This window comes from Flavobacterium aquaticum (assembly GCF_003259835.1).
In the GTDB taxonomy this organism is placed as follows: domain Bacteria; phylum Bacteroidota; class Bacteroidia; order Flavobacteriales; family Flavobacteriaceae; genus Flavobacterium; species Flavobacterium aquaticum.
Genome location: NZ_QLMI01000009.1, coordinates 1 through 19,764, shown reverse-complemented (window position 1 = coordinate 19,764; position 19,764 = coordinate 1). Strand labels below are relative to the sequence as shown.

At 32.6% G+C, this 19,764-nt stretch carries 19 protein-coding genes; 12 read left to right on the top strand and 7 right to left on the bottom strand.

Annotation, left to right across the window (positions count from 1 at the left end; translation table 11 throughout):
- Positions 1 to 2: 2 nt before the first annotated feature.
- Positions 3 to 848, bottom strand: a complete 846-nt coding sequence (locus B0I03_RS12330; protein ID WP_111567745.1) for a transketolase — start codon at positions 846 to 848, stop codon at positions 3 to 5.
- A 340-nt stretch (positions 849 to 1,188) separates the two neighbouring features.
- Between B0I03_RS12330 and tgt the strand changes: the two genes are divergently transcribed.
- From tgt to B0I03_RS12275, 11 genes are all read left to right on the top strand, one after another.
- A complete protein-coding gene (gene tgt, locus B0I03_RS12325) occupies positions 1,189 to 2,319 on the top strand; it encodes a tRNA guanosine(34) transglycosylase Tgt (RefSeq protein WP_111567744.1) in 1,131 nt (376 codons plus the stop codon).
- A 67-nt stretch (positions 2,320 to 2,386) separates the two neighbouring features.
- Positions 2,387 to 3,475 (top strand): LptF/LptG family permease, encoded by a 1,089-nt coding sequence (locus B0I03_RS12320; protein WP_111567743.1) that lies wholly within the window; start codon positions 2,387 to 2,389, stop codon positions 3,473 to 3,475.
- Entirely contained in the window at positions 3,462 to 4,349 is an 888-nt protein-coding gene (locus B0I03_RS12315; protein ID WP_111567742.1) for a DMT family transporter, read from the top strand. Before B0I03_RS12320 ends, B0I03_RS12315 begins: the two co-directional genes overlap by 14 nt.
- Before the next feature lie 71 nt (positions 4,350 to 4,420).
- Positions 4,421 to 5,374, top strand: a complete 954-nt coding sequence (locus B0I03_RS12310; RefSeq protein WP_111567741.1) for an acetyl-CoA carboxylase carboxyltransferase subunit alpha — start codon at positions 4,421 to 4,423, stop codon at positions 5,372 to 5,374.
- 143 nt (positions 5,375 to 5,517) lie between these two features.
- Complete coding sequence (gene dnaB / locus B0I03_RS12305; RefSeq protein WP_111567740.1) at positions 5,518 to 7,065, top strand: replicative DNA helicase; 1,548 nt, start codon at positions 5,518 to 5,520, stop codon at positions 7,063 to 7,065.
- A gap of 96 nt (positions 7,066 to 7,161) precedes the next feature.
- A complete protein-coding gene (locus B0I03_RS12300) occupies positions 7,162 to 7,470 on the top strand; it encodes a hypothetical protein (RefSeq protein ID WP_111567739.1) in 309 nt (102 codons plus the stop codon).
- Positions 7,471 to 7,848: 378 nt separating this feature from the next.
- Positions 7,849 to 8,115, top strand: coding sequence for a hypothetical protein (locus tag B0I03_RS13170; RefSeq protein WP_146603297.1), 267 nt, complete (start codon positions 7,849 to 7,851; stop codon positions 8,113 to 8,115).
- A complete protein-coding gene (locus tag B0I03_RS12290; RefSeq protein WP_111567737.1) occupies positions 8,102 to 8,896 on the top strand; it encodes a sensor histidine kinase in 795 nt (264 codons plus the stop codon). Before B0I03_RS13170 ends, B0I03_RS12290 begins: the two co-directional genes overlap by 14 nt.
- Positions 8,896 to 9,582: a response regulator transcription factor gene (locus tag B0I03_RS12285; protein WP_111567736.1), complete on the top strand. Its 687-nt coding sequence runs from the start codon at positions 8,896 to 8,898 to the stop codon at positions 9,580 to 9,582. Before B0I03_RS12290 ends, B0I03_RS12285 begins: the two co-directional genes overlap by 1 nt.
- Before the next feature lie 350 nt (positions 9,583 to 9,932).
- Positions 9,933 to 11,210, top strand: a complete 1,278-nt coding sequence (locus tag B0I03_RS12280; protein ID WP_111567735.1) for an asparagine synthetase B — start codon at positions 9,933 to 9,935, stop codon at positions 11,208 to 11,210.
- Positions 11,211 to 11,220: 10 nt separating this feature from the next.
- Positions 11,221 to 12,285 (top strand): TlpA disulfide reductase family protein, encoded by a 1,065-nt coding sequence (locus tag B0I03_RS12275; protein WP_111567734.1) that lies wholly within the window; start codon positions 11,221 to 11,223, stop codon positions 12,283 to 12,285.
- A gap of 4 nt (positions 12,286 to 12,289) precedes the next feature.
- Here the strand turns inward: B0I03_RS12275 and B0I03_RS12270 are convergent, their stop codons facing one another.
- Together B0I03_RS12270 and rlmF are read right to left on the bottom strand one after the other, a co-directional pair.
- Complete coding sequence (locus tag B0I03_RS12270) at positions 12,290 to 12,748, bottom strand: DUF1569 domain-containing protein (protein WP_111567733.1); 459 nt, start codon at positions 12,746 to 12,748, stop codon at positions 12,290 to 12,292.
- Positions 12,749 to 12,890: 142 nt separating this feature from the next.
- Positions 12,891 to 13,790, bottom strand: a complete 900-nt coding sequence (rlmF, locus tag B0I03_RS12265) for a 23S rRNA (adenine(1618)-N(6))-methyltransferase RlmF (RefSeq protein ID WP_111567732.1) — start codon at positions 13,788 to 13,790, stop codon at positions 12,891 to 12,893.
- A gap of 157 nt (positions 13,791 to 13,947) precedes the next feature.
- On the opposite strand from rlmF, the gene B0I03_RS12260 reads away from it, so the two are divergent.
- Positions 13,948 to 15,639: a phospholipase D-like domain-containing protein gene (locus B0I03_RS12260; RefSeq protein ID WP_111567731.1), complete on the top strand. Its 1,692-nt coding sequence runs from the start codon at positions 13,948 to 13,950 to the stop codon at positions 15,637 to 15,639.
- Between the two features lie 151 nt (positions 15,640 to 15,790).
- Here the strand turns inward: B0I03_RS12260 and rplT are convergent, their stop codons facing one another.
- From rplT to thrS, 4 genes are all read right to left on the bottom strand, one after another.
- A complete protein-coding gene (gene rplT / locus B0I03_RS12255; RefSeq protein WP_026726128.1) occupies positions 15,791 to 16,135 on the bottom strand; it encodes a 50S ribosomal protein L20 in 345 nt (114 codons plus the stop codon).
- Between the two features lie 139 nt (positions 16,136 to 16,274).
- Complete coding sequence (gene rpmI / locus B0I03_RS12250; protein ID WP_026726127.1) at positions 16,275 to 16,472, bottom strand: 50S ribosomal protein L35; 198 nt, start codon at positions 16,470 to 16,472, stop codon at positions 16,275 to 16,277.
- Between the two features lie 110 nt (positions 16,473 to 16,582).
- On the bottom strand, positions 16,583 to 17,134 hold the full coding sequence (gene infC, locus B0I03_RS12245) for a translation initiation factor IF-3 (protein ID WP_262510486.1): 552 nt from the start codon (positions 17,132 to 17,134) through the stop codon (positions 16,583 to 16,585).
- Positions 17,135 to 17,162: 28 nt separating this feature from the next.
- Positions 17,163 to 19,103, bottom strand: coding sequence for a threonine--tRNA ligase (thrS, locus tag B0I03_RS12240; protein WP_111567729.1), 1,941 nt, complete (start codon positions 19,101 to 19,103; stop codon positions 17,163 to 17,165).
- Positions 19,104 to 19,764 lie beyond the last annotated feature (661 nt).

Genomic DNA, 19,764 nt, shown 5'->3' with positions numbered 1-19,764 from the left:
TTCTAGTAATCTCCTAAAGTTTCAACATTTTGTTCTAACGCTTTTGCTAATTGCTCATCATTTGGCGCTTTTCCATGCCAAGCGTGTGTGTGCATCATGAAATCAACACCGTTACCCATTTCAGTATGCAATAAAATACAAACTGGTTTTCCGTTACCTGATTTTGATTTTGCGTCTGCTAAACCAGCTTTGATAGCGTCAATGTTGTTTCCTTCTTTGATTTCTAAAACAATCCAATCAAATGCTTCAAACTTCGCTTTAACACTTCCCATGGCCAAAACTTCGTCTGTAGTTCCGTCAATTTGTTTTCCGTTTAAGTCGATAGTCGCGATTAAATTGTCTACTTTTTTTGCCGAAGCATACATAATCGCTTCCCAGTTTTGTCCTTCTTGTAATTCTCCATCACCTAAAAGAGCAAAAACTAAATGGTTATCGTTGTTCAATTTTTTAGCTTGCGCCGCTCCAATTGCAACCGACATTCCTTGTCCTAACGAACCCGAAGCCATTCTGATTCCAGGTAAACCTTCATGAGTTGTTGGGTGACCTTGTAATCTTGAATTTAATTTTCTGAATGTTGCTAATTCTGCTACTGAAAAGTAACCGCTTCTAGCTAAAACACTGTAAAAAACAGGAGAAATATGTCCGTTTGATAAGAAGAATAAATCTTCACCAATTCCGTTCATATCAAAACCTTCGTTACGTTTCATAACGTCTTGGTAAAGGGTAACCAAAAACTCAGCACATCCCAAAGAACCTCCTGGGTGACCTGAATTTACGGCATGAACCATACGAAGAATATCTCTTCGAACTTGTGTTGTAAAATCTTGTAGTTGTTGCGTGTTAGACATTATAAAAAGATATATATGTGTTAATTGGATGCAAAAGTAATTTTATTTTTTTGGTGGTACAAATCATTTTGTTAGAAGTTATTAAGAATTGATTTGTGATTGGTGAAAGTAATGGAACGCGGATGACGCTGATGCAATGCAACGCTGAAAATTACGGATTTAGTTTTTTTAGCTCGCAAAGCCATAAAGTTTTTAAAATTAAAAATCAGTTAAAATTCGCGTTTCGCATTAGCGAATCTGTTTCATCCGCGTGCCAATGTATTGTCTTATCATAAATAATTCTAAATTCTAAATTCATATTTCTAAATTAATTTATCTTTGCCGTTAGTAAAAGCACAATATGAAGTTTGATTTAATTACCAAAGACCCAAAAAGTAAAGCCAGAGCTGGAAAAATAACAACCGATCATGGTGTTATTGAAACCCCAATTTTTATGCCCGTAGGTACCGTGGCTTCTGTAAAAGGAGTACACCAGCGTGAGCTAAGAGATGATATTAATCCAGATATTATTTTAGGAAACACCTATCATTTATATTTAAGACCTCAAACCAAAATTTTAGAAGCGGCTGGAGGTTTACATAAATTCATGAATTGGGATAGAAATATCTTAACGGATTCAGGTGGATATCAAGTATATTCGCTTTCTTCGAACAGAAAAATTAAAGAAGAAGGTGTGAAATTCAAATCGCACATTGATGGTTCTTATCATTTCTTTTCACCTGAAAATGTGATGGAAATTCAACGTACCATTGGTGCCGATATTATTATGGCTTTCGACGAATGTACACCTTATCCTTGTGATTATCGTTATGCAAAACGTTCGATGCACATGACACACCGTTGGTTAGACCGTTGTATTACGCATTTGGATAAATTACCATTTAAATACGGTTACGAACAAACGTTTTTTCCTATTGTTCAAGGAAGTACTTATAAAGATTTAAGAGAACAATCGGCTGAATATATTGCAAATGCAGGCGCTCAAGGAAATGCTATTGGTGGGCTTTCTGTAGGAGAACCTGCTGAAGAAATGTACGCAATGACTGAAATTGTTACTGCCATTCTTCCAGAAGACAAACCAAGATATTTAATGGGTGTAGGAACGCCAATCAATATTTTAGAGAATATTGCGTTAGGAATTGATATGTTTGATTGTGTGATGCCAACACGTAACGCCAGAAACGGAATGTTATTTACAGCTCACGGAACAATGAACATGAAAAACAAAAAGTGGGCTGAAGATTTTTCGCCAATTGACGAAATGGGACACACTTGGGTAGATACCGAATATTCAAAAGCATATCTTAGACACTTATTTGCAGCTGATGAATTTTTGGCTAAACAAATTGCAACCATTCACAACTTAGGTTTTTATATGTGGTTGGTTCGCGAAGCAAGAAGACAAATTATTGCCGGAACATTTAGAGAATGGAAAGATAAAATGGTGGTTCAAATGAGTCAACGACTTTAAAATTGGTTTCAGGTTTCAAGTTTCATGTTGGTTTGAAACTTGAAACCTGAAACTTGAAACTTAAAATATGAAAATAATAGATAAATACATTTTAAAACGCTATTTGGTCACTTTTTCAGTGATGTTGATTATGTTTATTCCAATTGGAATTACAATTGACGTTTCGGAAAAAGTAAACAAAATGATCGAAAAGAAAATTCCGCTGAAGGATATTTTAATTTATTATGGTGATTTTACCGTGTATTTTGCTAATTTATTATTTCCGATTTTCTTATTTCTATCGATTATTTGGTTTACCTCGAAATTAGCGAATAATACAGAGATTATTGCGATTTTAAGTTCAGGAATCTCATTTGGTCGATTCTTACGTCCTTTTATGTACGGCGCGGTAATCGTATCTATTTTTGCTCTATTGATGGGGTTTTTCTTAGTGCCAAAAGCAAGTAAAGGATTTAACGATTTTAGATATCAAAACTTAAAAGGGAATTCTCAAACCAGAGAAACTTCCGATATTTTCAGACAAATCAAAAAAGATGGAAAAATTGAAGAAAATATTTATGTAAGCAATTACAATTATTTATCACAAACGGGTTTTAATTTCACTTTTGAAAAGTTTCAAGATAATGTATTGGTTGAAAAAGTTACAGCAAACCGAATTCGCTATGATGTAAAAACTAAAAAATATACATTATTCGGATACAACAAGAGGATAGTTGGTCAAACTAATGATCAAATTCTTTCTTCAGACAAAAATGAAGTCGCATATAATTTCGAACCTGATGATTTAACTCCAGTTATTTATGTGGCAGAAACCATGACAATTGGAGAATTAAATAAATTTATAAACAAGGAAAGAGCCAGAGGAAACGGAAATATCAATACGTATTTGGTTGTTTTTTATAAGAAATTTAGTTTACCCATTTCTGCTTTCATATTAACAATCATTGCTGTGGCAGTTTCTTCTATGAAACGTAGAGGCGGAATGGGAATTAATCTTGCTATTGGAATTGTAATCGCATTTACTTTTATCTTCTTCGACAAAGTTTTCGGAACCTTAGCAGAGAAATCGAGTATTCCTCCATTTTTAGCCGTATGGTTTCCAAATATTGTTTTCGGAATTTTAGCCGCTTATTTACTTCGAAATGCAAAACGATAATCTAAAAAGTTATTTACATCTTCATGTAATTGTATTTATTTGGGGATTTACCGCCATTCTTGGAAAACTAATTTCATTAGAAGCTTTAGATTTGGTTTGGTATCGCATGCTTTTTGCATCGGTAATTATGACTTTTGTAGTGCTTTTCAATAAAGAAAAAATCAAAGTCCCGTTTAATGTTTTAATTGGATTTATCGTTTCCGGAATTATTATTGCAGCACATTGGCTTACGTTTTATCAAGCTATTAAAGTTTCAAATGTGTCGATAACCTTAGCTTGTTTGTCAACAGGTGCTTTTTTTGCTTCTATTTTAGAACCCATTTTTTACAAACGAAAAGTCATTTGGTATGAATTGCTTTTTGGAATCATCGTAGTAGTAGGATTAGGAATTATTTTTAATGTAGAAACCAAATATACCACTGGAATTTACTTAGCTGTAACCTCCGCATTTTTATCCGCTTTATTCTCTGTTATCAACGGAAAATATGCTAAAGAGTATGATCCGAATATTATCTCACTTTACGAATTATCGAGCGGTGTTTTCTTCATCAGTATTTACTTATTTTTTGCGGGAAGTTTTACACCTGCTTTCTTTGCACTTTCTGTAAACGACTTGATTTGGCTGTTCTTATTATCATCCATTTGTACAGCGTATGCGTTTTCAGCATCGGTAAAAGTAATGAAGTTTTTAAGTCCGTTTACCGTAATGTTAACCATTAACCTAGAACCTATTTACGGAATCATTTTAGCGTTGCTAATATTTAAAGATGGAGAAGAAATGACACCCTTGTTTTATGTAGGCGCTATTATAATTTTAGCCACTGTTATAGCTAACGGAATTGTAAAAAGTTATAAAAAAGTAACAACTAATTAACGATAAGTTTACTAAAGTTAATTGAAAATTTTATCTTTGTCACAACAAACACAAACCCTAATAAACCGATTATGGAATATTTAGATTTTGAATTACCAATTAAAGAGCTTGAAGACCAATTAGATAAATGTCAAATCATTGGTCAAGAATCAGATGTTGATGTGTCAAACACATGTAAGCAAATTGAGAAGAAATTAGAAGAAACTAAGAAAAAAATATACAAAAACCTTACGGCTTGGCAACGTGTACAATTATCACGTCATCCAAATCGTCCTTATACATTAGAACATATTACTAATATTACTAATGGAACGTTTTTAGAACTTTTTGGAGACAGAAGTTTCAAAGATGATAAAGCGATGGTTGGTGGATTAGGTCAAATCAACGGACAATCTTTTATGATTATTGGACAACAAAAAGGTATTAATACTAAAATGCGCCAATACAGAAACTTCGGGATGGCAAATCCAGAAGGATATCGTAAAGCACTTCGTTTAATGAAAATGGCAGAGAAATTCAATATTCCTGTATTAACATTAATCGATACTCCAGGAGCTTATCCAGGATTAGAAGCAGAAGAAAGAGGGCAAGGAGAAGCTATTGCAAGAAATATTTTCGAAATGGCTCGTTTGAAAACTCCAATTATTTCTGTAATTATCGGAGAAGGAGCTTCAGGAGGAGCATTAGGAATTGGAGTAGGAGATAGAGTATACATGTTAGAAAATACATGGTATTCTGTAATTTCACCAGAATCGTGTTCGTCTATCTTATGGAGAAGTTGGGAATATAAAGAACAAGCAGCGGAAGCATTAAAATTAACTTCATTTGATATGAAAAAACAAAAGTTAATTGATGATATTATTCCAGAACCGCTTGGTGGCGCTCACTATGACAAAGAAACTACATTTAAATCGGTTGCTGAGTTCGTAACTAAGGCTTTTAACGAGTTAAAAGATTTATCAACAAAAGATTTAGTGGCACAACGAATGGATAAATATAGCAAAATGGGTGAATTCAAAGAGTAATCACTTGTTTCCAATTATAAATAAAAATCCGAAGCCATAAGTTTCGGATTTTTTTTGGCTTATCAACACTTTTTTTAAGTTATTAACAGTTTGGTATTAAGAACTCAAAACGTTTTTTTGTAAATTTTGGTTAACTTCGCAATATGGAAAATGTCAGAAATATGAACCCGATAAAAGTAGATAAAACTACGATTATCAATTTGGAAAAAGGAAAACTACCTCCTCAGGCGTTAGACCTAGAAGAAGCGGTACTTGGTGCCATGATGATTGATAAAAAAGGGGTAGATGAAGTAATTGATATTTTACAACCAGATGCCTTTTATAAAGACGCTCACAAGTACATTTTTGAAGCTATTGTTCAGTTGTTTAACGAAACACAGCCTATCGACTTATTAACCGTTTCTGCTCAATTAAAGAAAAACGGAAAACTAGAACTTTCAGGTGGTGATTTTTACTTGATTCAGTTAACGCAAAAGATATCATCTTCGGCTCACATTGAGTTTCACTCACGTATTATTCTTCAAAAATTTATTCAAAGAAGTTTGATTAAAATTTCAAGCGAAATTATTGAAGAATCGTATGATGAATCTACTGATGTATTCGATTTGTTAGATAAAGCAGAATCAAAATTATACGAAGTAACGCAAGGAAACATCAAACGTAGTTCGGAAACTGCACAAAGTTTAGTGATTCAGGCAAAAAAACGTATTGAAGAAATTGCAGGTAAAGAAGGTTTGAGTGGAATTCCAACAGGATTTCACAATTTAGATAAATTAACTTCTGGATGGCAACCTTCGGATTTAATTATTGTGGCAGCTCGTCCAGGTATGGGTAAAACGGCTTTTACGTTATCAATGGCACGAAATATGGCTATCGATTATGGTGCGCCAGTGGCCTTTTTCTCATTAGAGATGTCATCTGTACAGTTAATTACACGTTTGATTTCGTCTGAAACAGGATTGTCTTCTGAGAAATTAAGAACAGGAAAATTAGAAAAACACGAATGGGAGCAATTGTCTATTAAGGTGAAAGACTTGGAAAAAGCACCTTTATATATTGATGATACACCATCGTTATCGATTTTCGATTTACGTGCAAAAGCAAGACGACTTTCATCGCAATACGGCATCAAAATGATTGTAATCGATTACCTTCAATTGATGACAGCAGGTGGAAACGGAAAAGGAGGCGGTAACCGTGAGCAAGAAATTTCAACTATTTCTAGAAATTTAAAAGCATTAGCAAAAGAATTGAACGTTCCGGTAATTGCGCTTTCGCAGTTATCTCGTGCCGTTGAAACTCGTGGTTCTAGTAAACGTCCGTTACTTTCCGACTTAAGGGAATCAGGAGCAATTGAGCAAGATGCCGATATCGTATCGTTTATTTACCGTCCAGAATATTATAAAATTGACGAATGGGATGACGAAGAGCGTTCGCCAACTCAAGGTCAAGCCGAGTTTATCGTAGCAAAACACCGTAATGGAGGCTTAGATAACATCCGATTGAAATTCATTGGTAACTTAGGAAAGTTTGATAATTTAGATGATTTTAGTTCGCCTTTCGATGCATTGCCCTCAAAAATGAATTTAGATGATAGTAATCCATTTATCACGCCAAATTTACCTACGCCTAATGAAGCTTTTGGTAGTACCATGAATTCATTTGATGATGATTCTGATGTTCCGTTTTAAAAAAAAATAGATTAAAAGTTAAAAACAGGCAATTAGCCTGTTTTTTTTATTTCTTTTTTATTACATTTATAATTCAATTATAAAAAATTTAAAAATATGCCAGATTTTACAATTACTCTCGATGTAGCCAAAGCATGGGCAACATCATGGAGAACTAACCCCCCAAAAGATTTAGCAAAAGGTCATTTAATTCCTGGAGGAGCATTATCAGAACTATTAGCAACAAATGGAGTTGTTGATGTGAGAGCTTACATGGGAGTAGATGAAACAGGAACACAAAAATTAATGTTTGTAGGTGTAGATGCAAATGGTAAAGATTTAATAGATGCTAACCATTTGATTTATGATAATACAGAACCTTGTCCAAAGAATTGTGATCCCACGAGTCCTCTTTACAATCCATAGTTAGTAATATTGAAACCTTCAGGTTATTTATTCATAACGTCGGCATTATTATGCTCGCTTTATCTTATAGGTTTTTTCAAAAGTGGGAAAACCTATAAGATTTTTACATTTTATATAATAGGTGTTTTATTAATAGATTTTATTAGTTCTAATTTATGGAGATGGTTTCGTATTTATAATGTTTTTATGCAACATTTTTATGAATTGTTTCAATTTGTAATCTTAAGTTATTTTTTTTCTTTATTGTTAAAAACAAGAGCACAGTTACTTACAGTTTACATTCTACTAATTGTGCTTCCAGTTTTTTTATTGTCTCGATATCTTATTGATCCGAATTTGTTTTTTGAGTATAATCATTTGGAACCATACTTAACAACAATGCCTTTAATTGTTTATTCAAGTATGCATTTGTATAATAATCTTGGCGAAAAATCAGATTTTTATTACGGTAATATTGGTTTGTTGTTTTATTTATTTACAAGTACTTTTATTTTCTTAATTTATAGGTTATATGTTGTTTTGGATATTGATGACAAAATAGGCGATGTGATGACAATAATAAATATTACACTTCAATACATAAAATTTGGATTTTTCTTTTACCAATGGAAATTAATTTATTTTAATAAAAATGAACTCAATTAATTTAGAAAATAGCGAAATAATTCAAGGAGTATTTTTCATATTACTTGCTTTTATATCCATGTTTTTGGTACTGATTTTGTTTTTCTATTTTTCAAGAAAAAAAATCGTTCAAATTGAAGTTGATAAAAAAAACTTAGAAATTGAACACCAAAAAGAGTTGTTGAATTCGGTTTTAATAACCCAAGAAGAAGAACGCAAACGTATTGCTCAAGATTTGCATGATGATATTAGTTCAAAATTGAATGTAGTTTCGTTAAATAGTCATTTATTAAAAACTCCTAATCTAAGCGAATCGGAACAATTAGAAATTACCAATAATATCATCGAATTAACACAAAAAGCGTTAGAGAATTCAAGACGTATTGCACACGATTTATTACCACCCGTTTTAGAGAAATTTGGACTTCATGCCGGAATTGAAGAACTCGTAGAAGAGTTTAACAGTACCAAAACTGTTAAAGTTTCTTACGAAAACCAACTTGACTTCGAAAGCTATCCTATTGAAAAACATCTACATATATTTCGCATCTTACAAGAATTGTTAAATAATTCGCTTCGACACGGAAAAGCTACTGAAATTTCAATCCAATTTACTAATTTCGATAACCAAAAAACCTGTACTTATATTGATAATGGATTAGGTTTTGATAGTTCAAGTGAAGAAAATCAAAAAGGTTTGGGAATGAAGAATATAGAAAGTAGAATTAACTTCTTAGGGGGGAATTTCAATTTTACTTCTAAACCAAATGAAGGAGTAAAAATGATATTTAATTTTAATTAATGGAAAATAAAGTCAAAATAATTTTAGCAGACGATGAAGAATTGTTCAGAAAAGGAATTTATTTCTTACTTCAGCGTGAGCCTAATTTTGAAATTATTTTTGAAGCTTCCAATGGTAGTGAGTTAGTGGAGCATTTGAAAACTACTACCGAACTTCCTGATATCATTATGATGGATTTAAAAATGCCATTATTAAATGGAGTAGAAGCAACTAAATTAATTCACAAAGATTTTCCAGCAATTCGAATCATTGCTTTAACGAGTTACAATACCAAATCGTTTATTGCTAATATGATTAATGTGGGCGCGGCATCTTATTTAGTTAAAAATGCTTCTCCAATTGATATGATTAAAACCGTTAACGAAGTAGCTCAAAAAGGATTTTATTACAATGAAATCGTGATGGAAGTAATTCATCAAAACATGATTTCAAATGCAACTTCAAGAACCGTTTTAGATGAAGATTTCTTAACGGAAAGAGAAAAAGAAGTGTTGGAATTAATTTGTAAACAATATAGTTCTTCCGAAATTGGTGAAATGCTAAGCTTAAGCACGAGAACAGTGGATGGTCACAGAAATAACCTTTTGCTAAAAACAAATTCTAAAAATATGGCAGGATTAGTCATATTTGCCATACAAAACAAAATCATAAACCTAGAAGACTCTCATAACGATATAGAGTCTTAAAAAGTGTATTTACAAATTTATTAATAAGTTCTGCAGAATTGAAAAACTAAAACAAAATACACCAGGATAGTTATAATAAGCACAATATATCCGATTCTTTTTAACAATTTCATTTCTTTCGAGTTTATTAACGATAAATTACTACTGTTTGTGTCCATCTTTTTTTCTTATTTTGATACAAGTCAAAACTATGACAAAAAAAAATCCTGTGTAAGCGTAAAAATACCTGATTTTCAAACCAGGTATTTTTACGGGGGTAACCAGGTATTTTTACGGGGGTACGACTTTAACATTTCGATAAATGATATTTGTTAGAAATGTTATAAATTAGTCAATTATATTTGTAATCCATGAAATTTAAAGGACTCAACCTATTTATAGTATTCTTTTTTCTTTGCTCATTTTCGAGTAGAGCTTCTTTTGTTTTATTACCAATGGAGGCTGAAGGACAACAAAATCACTTAAAAGCATACGGAATTACCTATTGGGCTTTAGATAAAAGTTACAAAGTAAGTTGGTTGTTAAACTATAGAGGCGGTTCGTTTTTATTACCCGACGCGCCTGAAATCAGAAAAGAATGTCAAATTCGTGGTGTTACTTTTGAAGTGTTATCGGATGCCGCTACAAATTCAATTTTAGAAGATATCAGTTCGCCATCGCAAAATATGGAAACGGTTGTTTTAGAAAAAGCACCCAAAATTGCAGTTTATACTCCAAAAGGAAAACAACCTTGGGATGATGCCGTAACTATGGTGTTAACCTATGCTGAAATTCCCTATACAGAAATTTACGATGAAGAAGTGTTGTCTGATCAATTGTTGTTATATGATTGGTTGCACTTGCATCACGAAGATTTCACAGGTCAGTACGGAAAGTTCTTTGGAAATTATAGAAATACACCTTGGTACATCCAACAAAAAGCTGATGCTGAAGCTTTGGCAAAGAAGTTAGGTTACAACAAAGTTTCGGAGGAAAAGTTGGCTGTGGCTAAAAAAATCAGAGATTTTGTAATTGGTGGCGGATTTATGTTTGCGATGTGTTCGGCAACCGATAGTTTTGATATTGCACTTTCGGCCGAAGGAGTTGATATTTGCGAGCCTATGTTTGATGGTGATGATTCAGAAGCTAATTATCAATCCCGAATAGATTACACGAGCACATTTGCTTTCAAAGATTATACTTTAGTTCGAAATCCAATGGTTTACGAATTCTCCGATATTGATACTACTGAAGAACACGGAAAAGGTGCTTTTTCTATGGATAAAGACTATTTCACTTTAATGGAATATTCGGCAAAATGGGATCCAATTCCTACAATGTTGTGCCAAAATCACACCCAATTAGTAAAAGGTTTCATGGGGCAAACTACCGCTTTTGATGCCGAGAAAATAAAATCCAACGTCTTAGTAATGGGCGAATGTAAAATCAATGGTGAAGCAAGATACATTCATGGAACCAAAGGAAAAGGAATGTTTACGTTTTATGGAGGTCACGATCCAGAAGATTATCAACATAGAGTAGGAGATGCTCCAACAGTATTGGACTTACATCCAAATTCGCCAGGTTATCGCTTGATTTTGAATAATGTCTTGTTTCCTGCTGCAAGAAAGAAAAAGTTGAAAACGTAACACTTCTTTTATGAATTTAATTAAAACCATATTTATATCATTATTCTTTATTGTTAATCTACTTTCTGCTCAAGATGGAAGAAATAAATTCGAGATTTTTGGACAAATTGAAGGAAATTACAATGGGTATTTGTTTTTTAATTACAATGATAAGAAAGATAGTTGTTTAGTTGTTGCTAATAAATTTTATTTTTCTGGAATTACGTCTGAAGAAATTGTTTATGCTACTCGATTTTTAACTAATCGAACATCATCAATGGATAAAGATGTATTTTTAGAGAACAAGAAAATTTATGTTACCATTGAAATTCAAAGAAAAAAATACAATGAAACCGAGTATGATTGGATAGTATTAAAAGATATTTCAGGAACGCAAACAAGTGAGTTAGAAAAAGAATATTCAAGTTATATTGCGTCTTTACCTAGAAACGAAAATTGGCAAAAAAACAAGTACAAAAAAATAGATGAAATAGTTTCGTTACATCCTAAAAATCATTTTTCTGGCGAACTTTTATATTTTGCGGCTCAAGATTCAATAGCTAATTTTGAGGATTTGAAATTGATTTTTCAAAAAATTGATACAGTTGCTCAAAATTCTAATCTAATTAGTAACATAAAAGAGATGCTTTATCCTAGAGAAAAAATACAAGTTGGTGATTTTATTACTGATTTTGAATTACCAAATGAGAATAATATTTTGATTAATACAGAATCGTATAGAGGAAACATTTTAATTATTGATTTTTGGGCTTCATGGTGTGTGCCATGTAGAAAAAAATTACCTCAATTAACAAAGTTATATGAAAAGGTTAAGTTGCATAATGTTAAAATACTTAGCGTTTCACTAGATGCCGATCGATTAAAATGGATTAAAGCCATTCAGAAAGAAAATATGAAATGGGATAATGTTTTAGAAAATGGCGAATTTGATGGAGAAGTTGTCAAAACCTATGGAGTTAAAGCAATTCCTTCAATTTTTTTAATTGATGATAAAGGAGTACTAATAGCTATTGATCCCTCAATTGGAGAAATGGAAAAGATTATTATGGAAAAAATAAATAAAAAATCTGAGTAGTTTTTTATTTCAAAATATCCTTAATAATCATCCTATGATGTTTGGTATGCAATACTAAAAAGTTCTCCGTTTCCTTTTTATTTAAAACTCCAAAAAACGGATGTGGAAAATGAGTATTTTTATCCAAACTTTTCCAATTTTTTATATTTTCTCTCACGTTTTCTAAACTTAAAGCCAAAGTTTCAGGAGAAATATCACCTTCAGGTCTTACGATTTTTGGAGCTCTTGCTTTTCCTCTTGGAATCTTTTTCGCTACTGACATAATTAAAAAGCGTTTAAAATTAAAATGCCATTGATATTCCGACGGATTTGAATGTTTACAAGCCGTAACAATTTGGTCAATCGTTTTTAAGCTATGCGCAATGTGCCAACCTACACTTCCCGAAGAAACCGCTAAATTCACTTTATCAAAAGACGAAATATCCGATTGTAATTGATCTAAAAGCTTATGTAATTCTTGCATAATGTTCTTTATTAATTATTTTTTTCTTCCGTCACTTCGAGTGTTTTGTATTTGTAAATCCTTAGATTTATAAATGCAAAATGTATCGAGAACTATAGAACCCTTAAAAACCCATCACCCATCATCCATCACCCATCACCTTTTAAAACTTCCAAAACAAAATTCTACTCACTTTATTCCCGTGTTTCATTTCTGTAATTTGGTAGGTTGCTTTTACTTTTTTAAGATGCGAAAGCAAGGGTTTCAAATTATCTTTTTTAGAAACTAAAGAAGAAAACCATTTGCATTGCGATTTAAAATGCACGCTTTCATAAATCATATTGCTGATGAACGTTAGTTCGCCACCTTCGCACCACAATTCGTTATTTACGCCACCAAAGTTTAAGGTTGGTTTTTTAGAATCTTCAATGCCTAAGTTTTTATTTTTACGAATCGTACCTTTATTTGCTTCTTCTTTAGAACTGTGAAATGGCGGATTACAAATCGTCATGTCGAATTTGTCTTCTGGAAGAATGATATTTTTAAAGATATTTCGTTTTGAAGTTTGCAATCGCAACGCAACGTTTTCTTTTAATTTTTGATTCGAATTGATATTCTCCTGAGCCGCTTCAAAAGCTTGTTTATCAACTTCGCTACCCACAAAACGCCAATCGTATTCCGAAACACCAATAATCGGATAAATACAATTCGCTCCAATACCAACATCTAAAATACGAATTTTATGTTTCGTTTGCAGCGTGCCAAACGTATCTTCTAAAATATCGGCAACTTGATGAATGTATTCAGCACGTCCAGGAATAGGCGGACAAAGAAATCCTTTTGGAATATCCCAATTTTTCAAACCATAAAAATGCAACAACAACGCTTTGTTCAACATTTTCACCGCATCAGGATTAGCAAAATCAATCGTTTCAGTTCCATATTCATTTACCGCAACAAATGGCGCTAAATCAGGGTTAGCCGCAATTAAAGTTTTAAAATCGTATTTGCCGTGGTGCTTGTTTTTCGGATGAAAGCCGGTTATGGTTTTGGTCGTACTCAAAGTAATGTTTTTAAAGTGTAAAGGTATTGAATTCTGGGGAATAATAATAAAGAAGGTTTTTACTACAGAATTATTGAAAAGTTGATTATATTTGAGATGTACTATTTGACTGCAAGTATATTTCAAAAATGCACATAAAAATAATATTTAAGAAAATATGCAAATAGATTTCATTGGACATGGATTAAATAAAAGGAATAAATTAAACGTTGGGGACCAAATAGCAACTTCTTTAATAAGTCCAAATTTTGATGTTATTACAGGTTTTGTTGCTTTTACAGCTGTTTCAGGAGTTAATAAATTGTTGAAATTTTTATTAGAAGCAAAAGAAAATAATAAAAAAGTAGTATTCTTCATTGGAGTTGATAATAAAGGAACTTCAAAACAATCGTTGGAAATTTTACTAGAAAATAAGATTGATGTATTCATTTATCATAAAAATGAAGAGTTTATAACTTATCATCCAAAACTTTTTTTATTTGAAGGTAAAACATATTCAAGGGTTATTATAGGTTCATCAAATTTAACAAATTCTGGTTTTTTAAGCAATATCGAAGCATCAGTTCAACTAGATTTTAGAACAGAAACCGATAAACAAGGAAAAAAATTAATAAAAGAGATAAAAGACTACTTTCAAGACATAATAAATTTAAAAGATGAGAATGTTTTTAAATTAGACAAAGAATTAATTGAAAAATATGATAAAATGGGTTTATTATATTCTCAATTTAAATCTCTCAATCAATCAAATGAGATTCAATCAAATGATGGTGAAAATCCATTTGAAAAATACATATACACACCTTTTTTTGAAAATGAATTTGGACAAGGTGATGAACCAGACAATAAGTTATCAAGAAATAAATTAATTTCAATTTCAAAAAGCGACTTTGAAAATTTCAACTATTTTTTACAAAAATATATTATTTATAAAAGAGATATAAAATCTACTGGTGCTGTTGCTAAAAAAAATTCGGATAGAGATTTATACAATTGGTACAAAAGAATCAAAGAATTAATAAAAGCTGATGCGTTACCATATGAATTAGCAAGTCAGTTAATTGATGCTGGATTTCCTATAGGAAATGCATGGGAAGGACAAATTAGACACACTTGGGATATAAGATTTACTGAATTGGTGGCCTTTAAAAATAAATATCAAAGTCATTTAGATTTCACATATGTACCAAATACAAGAAATAAAAGTCTGCCATATTTTGAACTTGGTGTTTGGTGTGTTAGGCAAAAAAGAAGACGAAAAGGTCTTGAAACCCCAAAGTGGGATTGGAATTATGAAGAAGAGAAAATGAAATCTATAAATTTTTTATGGGAAGTTCCAGAAAACTTTGGTACTAATAATATTGCAAATGAAGACAAGTGGGCTGAAAATTTGTTAAAATTAGAAGAATATTATGAGGATGAAAAAAATTATAATACGATTCCAAAACAAAAAACATATTTGGGTAAATGGCTCAATGATCAAATTACTCTAAAACTTACTGGTTCAAGAGGAAAAAACAAAGTATTCTTACATCCAGTTAGAGAAGCATTACTAGGTGAAGTTTTAAAAAGAAATAATATTGAATGGGAAAGACAAAAACAGAATGAAAGAGAAAGTATTGAAAATGTAATTCAGAAGTGGAAACTAATTACAGAATGGGATAAAAAATCTAAGTCTGAGCAAGATGAAGCTTCTGATGAATATAAAAAAGAAATTAGTGAAATGAGACAATTAATTTCGGGGACAAAGTTTAGAATGAAGAAGTGGAAAATTGAGGATAGTAAATGGAAATTAGAAATATATAGAAAAGCTGGTTTTCCAATACCAAAAGAAATTGATTTTAATTAAGAGAGTTCACAATAAATTCTCTATATGATAAAAATACATCCCGATAGCGCGGAATTCCATTCCGTCCCCACAATCAAAACCACATCAAATAAAAAACCCCGATTTTCATCGGGGTTTAATATATAAGTAAGATAAACTGAGTTAGACGTAATTATTTAATTTTGTTAACGATAGCTGTGAAAGCAGCTGGGTGGTTCATAGCTAAATCAGCAAGAACTTTACGGTTCAATTCGATGTTGTTAGCTTTTACTTTCCCCATAAATTGAGAATAACTCATACCATGTAAACGTGCACCAGCATTGATACGCGTAATCCATAAAGCACGGAAATTTCTTTTGTTTTGTTTTCTATCACGGTAAGCATAAGCCATTGCTTTTTCTACCGCGTTTTTAGCTACAGTCCAAACGTTTTTACGTCTTCCAAAGAAACCTTTGGCTTGTTTTAATACTCTTTTTTTTCTAGCTTTAGTAGCTACTGAATTTGTTGCTCTTGGCATAATTTTAAATGTTTTTTGCAGTAAGGCGGTTTCTCAACACTTTTAAACGTAGAACATCATACTTTATACTTTGTACTTTTAACTTTGTTCTTCATTCAGCCCACTCCAGGGTTACTAAATTGTTTTAACCAAACAACGATTAAATAATATTCAATTGTTGTTTAATGCTTCTCTCATCTGTTGGGTGAACCAATGTAGAGTGAGTTAAAGCTAATTTACGCTTTTTAGATTTTTTAGTCAAAATGTGACTTTTAAAAGCGTGTTTTCTTTTGATCTTTCCAGAACCAGTAACTTTGAATCGTTTCTTAGCACTAGATTTCGTTTTCATTTTAGGCATTTTCTTCCTGTATTTATAATCTATCTTACTTATTATTTTTCATGTAGGATTACTTGGTAATCACTATTTGTATAGTTCAGCGACTAATCACTAATTACTTATCACTAAAACTATTTTCCTTTCTTTTTCGGAGCAATGTACATAATCATACGTTTTCCTTCTAAAACTGGCATCGCTTCTACTTTTCCAAACTCTTCCAATTCTTGAGCCAAACGTAATAATAAAATTTGTCCTTGCTCTTTGTAGATAATCGAACGACCTTTAAAGAATACAAATGCTTTTAATTTAGCACCATCTTGTAAAAATTTAAGGGCATTCTTTTTCTTAAATTCATAATCATGCTCATCTGTTTGAGGTCCAAAACGAATCTCTTTAATTACAATCTGAGTCGATTTTGCTTTAAGTTCTTTATCTCTCTTCTTTTGTTGGTACAAAAACTTACCATAATCCATCAATTTACAAACGGGTGGCTCAGCATTTGGAGAAATTTCTACCAAATCAACTTCTTGCTCTTCAGCTAAACGAAGGGCTTCCGCTATTTTGTAAACTCCAGGCTCAATGTTTTCGCCTACTAAACGTACTTCAGGTACACGAATCAAATTGTTGATACGGTGCGCTGCTTTTTTCTCTTCGCGAGGTTGAAAACCTCTGTTGTTTCTAATTGCTATGGCTTTAAGATTTTAGTTAAACTTAAAATTGTTTTAATGTTTTATTGATTTCTTCGTTTATCATTGCAGCAAATTGCTCAATAGTAACCGATATATTTCCTTTTCCTTCTTGTCCGCGTTGTCTAACAGAAATGGTTCCGTTTTTCTCTTCTTCCTCGCCAACAATCAGCATAAACGGATATTTATTCATCTCCGCTTCTCTAATTTTCTTCCCGATTGTTTCGTTTCGGTTGTCAATTAGGGCGCGAATTTCGTGATTTTCTAGCAAATCTAAAACTTTTTTCGCATAATTTTCATATTTCTCACTCAAAGACAAGATTATAGCCTGCTCTGGCATCAACCAAATTGGGAAATTTCCTGCTGTGTGTTCCAATAAAATAGCGATAAAACGTTCCATTGATCCAAAAGGTGCTCGGTGAATCATAACTGGGCGATGCAACTTGTCATCCGCACCTTTATAAGACAATTCAAAACGCTCTGGTAAATTGTAATCTACCTGAATCGTTCCTAATTGCCAGCTTCTACCTAAAGCATCTTTCACCATGAAATCCAATTTCGGACCATAGAAAGCCGCTTCTCCAGCTTCAATCACATAATTCAATCCTTTATCTTTCGCTGCACTGATAATTGCATTTTCAGCTTTTTCCCAGTTTTCAACGCTACCTATATATTTATCCGGATTATCTAAATCACGAACCGATACCTGAGCCGTAAAGTTTTCAAATCCTAATGAACCAAAAACATACAATACCAAGTCGATTACATTTTTGAACTCTGCATCCAATTGATCAGGCGTACAGAAAATATGCGCATCATCCTGAGTAAATCCTCTAACACGAGTCAAGCCGTGTAATTCACCCGATTGTTCATAACGATACACTGTTCCAAATTCAGCATAACGCTTTGGTAAATCTTTATACGACCAAGGTCTTGCATTGTAAATCTCACAGTGGTGTGGACAGTTCATTGGTTTTAGCAAGAACTCTTCGCCCTCCGCTGGAGTATGAATTGGTTGGAAACTATCCGCACCATATTTAGCATAGTGTCCAGAAGTTACATACAAGTCTTTCATCCCAATGTGAGGCGTAACTACTTGCTCGTAACCTGCTTTTTTCTGCGCTTTTTTCAAGAACTGCTCTAATCTATCGCGCAAAGCAGCTCCTTTTGGTAACCATAATGGTAAACCTTGACCTACTTTTTGTGAGAAATGGAATAATTCTAATTCTTTTCCTAATTTTCTATGGTCTCTGCGTTTTGCTTCTTCTAATAATTCTAAGTAATCCGTTAAGTCTTTTTGTTTTGGGAACGAAATTCCGTAAACACGAGTTAACTGCTTATTCTTTTCATCACCTCTCCAGTAAGCACCTGCCACTGATAAAATTTTCATCGCTTTGATAATTCCTGTATTCGGAATATGACCACCACGACACAAATCAAAGAAATTCGAATGATCACAGAACGTAATCGTTCCGTCTTCTAAATTCGAAATCAATTCGGTTTTGTACTCATTATTTTTATAAATTTCCAATGCTTCAGCTTTAGAAACCGAACGCATTTTAAACTCATGTTTCTCTCTCGAAATTTCTAACACACGATCTTCAATCTTTTTGAAATCGGCATCCGTAATTTTTTTATCACCAAAATCTACGTCGTAATAGAAACCGTTATCAATCGCAGGCCCAAGCGTTAATTTAATACCAGGGAAAATTTCTTCCAAAGCTTGCGCCATCACGTGCGAAGTCGAATGCCAAAAAGCTTTTTTACCTTCTTTGTCATTCCACGTATATAATATAAGTGTACCGTCCGTCGTTAAGGTCGTCGTCGTTTCAATAGTGGTACCATTATAGGAAGCCGAAATCACGTTTCTAGCCAAACCTTCACTAATGCTTTTCGCAACATCCATTGGAGTAACTCCTTGAGCCATCTCCTTAACCGACCCGTCGGGTAAAGTAACTTTTATCATTTTTTAAAATTTATAAGTTGCAAATATAAACCATTAATAAAATCCATACAATATATATAAGGTATAATGTTAAAAAAGATTAGAAGCATCTTTTTAGTTTTCCATAAAGACTTTTAGTCCCGCTGTCCACTACAATTTTTTTTGCCATGTTATATTTAAGTGAATTCGAAACATGGCAAAAAAAGATTTCCACTCCCATCGGGGCTATTCAAGACGTTTAGTATTTCAGATAACCATTCCACTGGCTCGCGAAGCGTGCGCTAACACCTCGCACCGCGAGCATTCTTTCCTCGCACCGCGAGTTTTCATTCCGCAGAATAGGAATCTCCTGCGTAGCAGGCAACTGCTTAACGCAGTTAAGCCCACACCTGAAACTTGAAACCTGAAACTATACATATATATAGTATAAAACAAAATAAACGAATCCTTCTTAGAAAGCGTTCCCCCTTCGAAGGGGGCTAGGGGGATGTAAAAAACTTTCCCATATTAAATCCTTGTTATCAGCATGTTAAGAAAAACAATAAAAAAAACACAAAAAAAAGAAGCTAAAAGCCTTGTGGGAACAAAAAAGATTTCTACTTTTGCACCCGCATTAGAGCAGAAGTTCACACACAAGCTGAAGATTAAACAAATCAAAAAAACTTTAAAAAAAGTTGAAAAA

Coding starts and splice junctions, on each gene's coding strand:
- B0I03_RS12330 (WP_111567745.1), bottom strand. CDS start 848: ATGTCTAACACGCAACAACTACAAGATTTTACAACACAAGTTCGAAGA.
- tgt (WP_111567744.1), top strand. CDS start 1,189: ATGAAGTTTGATTTAATTACCAAAGACCCAAAAAGTAAAGCCAGAGCT.
- B0I03_RS12320 (WP_111567743.1), top strand. CDS start 2,387: ATGAAAATAATAGATAAATACATTTTAAAACGCTATTTGGTCACTTTT.
- B0I03_RS12315 (WP_111567742.1), top strand. CDS start 3,462: ATGCAAAACGATAATCTAAAAAGTTATTTACATCTTCATGTAATTGTA.
- B0I03_RS12310 (WP_111567741.1), top strand. CDS start 4,421: ATGGAATATTTAGATTTTGAATTACCAATTAAAGAGCTTGAAGACCAA.
- dnaB (WP_111567740.1), top strand. CDS start 5,518: ATGGAAAATGTCAGAAATATGAACCCGATAAAAGTAGATAAAACTACG.
- B0I03_RS12300 (WP_111567739.1), top strand. CDS start 7,162: ATGCCAGATTTTACAATTACTCTCGATGTAGCCAAAGCATGGGCAACA.
- B0I03_RS13170 (WP_146603297.1), top strand. CDS start 7,849: ATGCCTTTAATTGTTTATTCAAGTATGCATTTGTATAATAATCTTGGC.
- B0I03_RS12290 (WP_111567737.1), top strand. CDS start 8,102: ATGAACTCAATTAATTTAGAAAATAGCGAAATAATTCAAGGAGTATTT.
- B0I03_RS12285 (WP_111567736.1), top strand. CDS start 8,896: ATGGAAAATAAAGTCAAAATAATTTTAGCAGACGATGAAGAATTGTTC.
- B0I03_RS12280 (WP_111567735.1), top strand. CDS start 9,933: ATGAAATTTAAAGGACTCAACCTATTTATAGTATTCTTTTTTCTTTGC.
- B0I03_RS12275 (WP_111567734.1), top strand. CDS start 11,221: ATGAATTTAATTAAAACCATATTTATATCATTATTCTTTATTGTTAAT.
- B0I03_RS12270 (WP_111567733.1), bottom strand. CDS start 12,748: ATGCAAGAATTACATAAGCTTTTAGATCAATTACAATCGGATATTTCG.
- B0I03_RS12260 (WP_111567731.1), top strand. CDS start 13,948: ATGCAAATAGATTTCATTGGACATGGATTAAATAAAAGGAATAAATTA.
- rplT (WP_026726128.1), bottom strand. CDS start 16,135: ATGCCAAGAGCAACAAATTCAGTAGCTACTAAAGCTAGAAAAAAAAGA.
- rpmI (WP_026726127.1), bottom strand. CDS start 16,472: ATGCCTAAAATGAAAACGAAATCTAGTGCTAAGAAACGATTCAAAGTT.
- thrS (WP_111567729.1), bottom strand. CDS start 19,103: ATGATAAAAGTTACTTTACCCGACGGGTCGGTTAAGGAGATGGCTCAA.